This is a genomic window from Burkholderiales bacterium (assembly GCA_013695435.1).
GTDB lineage: Bacteria > Pseudomonadota > Gammaproteobacteria > Burkholderiales > JACMKV01 > JACMKV01.
This window is the reverse complement of sequence record JACDAM010000155.1, coordinates 1-3,488: the sequence shown is the minus strand read 5'-3', so window position 1 is coordinate 3,488 and position 3,488 is coordinate 1. Positions and strand designations below refer to the sequence as shown.

Sequence of the window (3,488 nt, the reverse complement as noted above, 5' to 3'; positions counted from 1 at the left end):
ATTCCAGTGATGCTGCATCGCGCGGTGCTGGGTTCGATGGAGCGCTTCATCGGCATCCTGCTGGAAAATTACGCGGGCGCCCTGCCGTTTTGGCTGGCGCCGGTTCAGGTCATGGTGCTGAATATCTCGGAAGCGCAGAACGACTACGCGCGCGGAGTGACCGCAGAACTGCGGGCCGCCGGTCTGCGCGCCGACTGCGACTTGAGGAATGAGAAGATAAACTATAAAATCCGCGAGCACAGTCTGCAGAAGTTGCCCTATCAGCTGATCGTCGGCGACAAGGAAGTCGCGGCGCGGAAAGTTTCGGTGCGCGCGCGGGCGAATGCCGATCTCGGTCAGATGAGTCTCCCCGACCTTATCTCACGGTTCCAATCCGAAATCGAACACAAGGGCTGCGCTGCGGTTTAGTGAGGAGTGTGGGGGTTGCGATCGAACTCGTTCGCGACACGCGCGCTCCTCACATTTATTTTGGAGGTTAGACTATCGCTCAAGAAAAGGAGCCGCGCATCAATGGCGAGATCAACGCCCTGGAAGTGCGGCTGGTAGGTGTAGAGGGAGAGGCGCTCGGTATCATGAGCTTGACGGCGGCCAACGCGATGGCGGAGCAGGCTGAAGTCGATCTGGTGGAAATTGCGCCGCAAGCCCAGCCTCCGGTGTGCCGGCTCATGGATTACGGCAAATTTAAATATGCCGAGAGCAAGAAGAGGCACGAAGCCAAACTCAAGCAGAAACAGATTCAGGTCAAGGAAATAAAGTTCAGGCCGGGCACCGACGAAGGCGATTATCAGATCAAGCTGCGCAACCTGATAAAATTCCTCGACGAAGGCGACAAAACGAAAGTCACCTTGCGTTTCCGCGGCCGCGAAATGGCGCATCAGGAGATCGGTCTCAAGCTGGTGCAGCGCGTGCAGGCCGACCTCGAACCTTATGGCGTCGTCGAACAGTTTCCAAAAATGGAAGGGCGGCAAATGGTGATGGTGTTGTCGCCGAAGAAGAAGTGATCTGCCGCAGGCAGTCAACGAGGCGTGTCCGGGTATTCAAGATTCCGCAGGGAACACCCGGCGCGGTTTCAAATTAAAACAGGAGTTGTCATGCCCAAGATGAAAACCAAAAGCGGCGCTGCCAAGCGCTTCAAGACCCGAGCTGGCGGCAGCATAAAGCGCTCGCAGGCTTTTCTGCGCCATATCCTGACCAAGAAAACCACTAAGCGTAAGCGTCATCTGCGCGGTACGACGGAAGTCGATGCGACCAACAAGCGCCAGGTGCGCGCCATGTTGCCATATTCCTGAGGAGCCGCCATGCCCAGAGTCAAACGCAGTGTAACGGCGCGCGCGCGCCACAAGGAAGTCCTCGAGCAGGCCAAGGGTTATCGCGGCCGCCGAAAAAACGTTTACCGCATCGCCAACCAGGCGGTCATGAAAGCGGGACAATATCAATACCGGGATCGGCGTCAAAGAAAGCGCCAGTTCCGCTCGTTGTGGATTGCGCGCATCAATGCGGCCGCGCGCGAATGCGGCCTGACTTACAGCGTGTTCATGAATGCGCTGAAAAAGGCTGCCATAGAAATCGATCGCAAGGTGCTCGCCGATATCGCCGTGTTCGACAAACCGGCTTTCGCCAGGATCGCGGAACAAGCGAAAAGCGCGTTGAGCGCGTGAAGCCAGAATAGATTGTGAAGGAGGCTGGCAAAGCCTCCTTTTTCATTTGTCGATCCCCTCGATATATCGTCATCCGGTTTATTGCCGTCGATCAGTCAGCATCACCTCCATGCCAACCGACGATCAAACCAGCCCTGCCCAGGCGCTCGATGTCATCGTCGCGCGCGCTCAAGATGAGTTCGGCGCAATCGATAACGCAGCCGATCTCGAACAGGCGAAGGCGCGCTATCTCGGCAAAAGCGGCGCGCTGACCGATCTGCTGAAAAGTCTCGGCAAATTGCCTGCCGGGCAGCGGCCCGCCGAAGGCGAGCGCATCAATCGCGCGAAGCAGGCGGTCGAGGCCGCCTTACAGGCGCGTCGCGAGACGATCCGCGATCTGCAACTGCAAACGCAGCTTTCCGCTGAATCGCTCGATGTGACGCTACCCGGACGCGGCATGGGCGTCGGCAGCCTGCATCCGATCACGCTGACGCTGCAACGCATCGTCGCGCTGTTTCACTCGATCGGATTCGCGGTCGCGACGGGCCCCGAAATCGAGACCGATTATTACAATTTCACCGCGCTGAACATCCCGGAAGATCATCCGGCGCGCGCCATGCACGACACGTTTTATATCGATGACGCCGAACCGCTATTGCTGCGCACGCATACCTCGCCGATCCAGATTCGTTACCTGCAGCAGCATAAGCCGCCGATCAAGATCATCGCGCCGGGCAAGGTGTACCGCGTCGATTCCGATGCGACGCATTCACCGATGTTCCATCAGTTCGAGGGATTATGGATCGATGAGCGCGTCAGCTTCGCTGATCTGAAGGGTGTGGTCACCGACTTTCTGCAGCGGTTTTTCGAACGCGAAGCGTTGCAGGTGTGCTTTCGACCTTCGTTTTTTCCATTCACCGAACCATCGGCCGAAACCGATATGGGCTGCGTGTTCTGTAATGGCGACGGCTGCCGCGTGTGCGGCAACAGCGGCTGGCTGGAAGTCGGCGGATGCGGCATGGTCCACCCGAATGTACTTGCGCACGTCGGAATCGACAGCGAGCGCTATCTGGGTTTTGCATTCGGCATGGGCATAGATCGCCTCGCGATGCTGCGTTATGGCGTGAATGATTTGCGGCTGTTCTTTGAAAACGACTTGCGATTTCTCAAGCAATTTGCCTGAGGCCAGGTTTGGAAAGACTGAACGGCGTCGCCGGCGACTTGCGCCGCACCCGGTTCTCCCCGGCGGTATGGTTGGAATGAGTGTAAACAGGCCCTGATGAAATTCTCCGAAAACTGGCTTCGTACTTTCGTCAATCCGGCCTTGAGTAGCGCGGAGCTCGCCGACACCTTGACGATGGCCGGTCTCGAAGTCGAATCGCGCGAACTGGTTGCGCCGCCCTTTGATCGCGTCGTCATCGGCGAGGTGCTTTCTGTCGAAAAGCATCCTGAGGCGGATCGCCTGAAAGTCTGTCGCGTCGACATCGGTTCGGGCGCGCCGCTGCAGATTGTCTGTGGCGCCGGCAATGTTGCTTGCGGGATCAAGGTTGCGGTGGCGATGGTCGGCGCCAGGCTGCCGGGAATTGCGATCGAGCGGGCTGACGTTCGCGGCATCGAATCGGCCGGCATGCTGTGCTCGGCAAAAGAGCTGGGCTTGAGCGATGAATCGAATGGCTTGCTGATACTGCCGCAGGATGCGCCGGCCGGCGCCGATCTGCGTGTTAATAACGAACTCGACGATTCGATCTTCACCCTGAAGCTGACGCCGAATCGCGCCGATTGCCTGAGCCTGATTGGGGTCGCGCGCGATGTTGCCGCAATCACCACGACCAGTCTTTATCTCGCCCATGG

The 3,488-nt window shown here is 58.3% G+C and carries 6 protein-coding genes; all 6 read left to right on the top strand.

The genetic code is table 11. The annotated features are described in order from the left end of the window. Positions 1 to 408 (top strand): threonine--tRNA ligase (locus H0V78_08115; protein ID MBA2351743.1); only part of this gene is annotated, 408 nt, incomplete at its 5' end. 74 nt (positions 409 to 482) lie between these two features. Continuing rightward, the gene (gene infC, locus H0V78_08110; protein ID MBA2351742.1) at positions 483 to 1,001 is read left to right on the top strand and encodes a translation initiation factor IF-3; all 519 of its coding nucleotides are present in this window, start codon (positions 483 to 485) and stop codon (positions 999 to 1,001) included. Between the two features lie 90 nt (positions 1,002 to 1,091). After that, entirely contained in the window at positions 1,092 to 1,289 is a 198-nt protein-coding gene (gene rpmI, locus H0V78_08105; protein MBA2351741.1) for a 50S ribosomal protein L35, read from the top strand. Positions 1,290 to 1,298: 9 nt separating this feature from the next. Further along, a complete protein-coding gene (gene rplT, locus H0V78_08100; GenBank protein MBA2351740.1) occupies positions 1,299 to 1,658 on the top strand; it encodes a 50S ribosomal protein L20 in 360 nt (119 codons plus the stop codon). A 109-nt stretch (positions 1,659 to 1,767) separates the two neighbouring features. Further along, a complete protein-coding gene (gene pheS / locus H0V78_08095) occupies positions 1,768 to 2,820 on the top strand; it encodes a phenylalanine--tRNA ligase subunit alpha (protein MBA2351739.1) in 1,053 nt (350 codons plus the stop codon). A 96-nt stretch (positions 2,821 to 2,916) separates the two neighbouring features. Beyond that, a partial coding sequence (locus H0V78_08090; GenBank protein MBA2351738.1) for a phenylalanine--tRNA ligase subunit beta occupies positions 2,917 to 3,488 on the top strand: 572 nt, incomplete at its 3' end.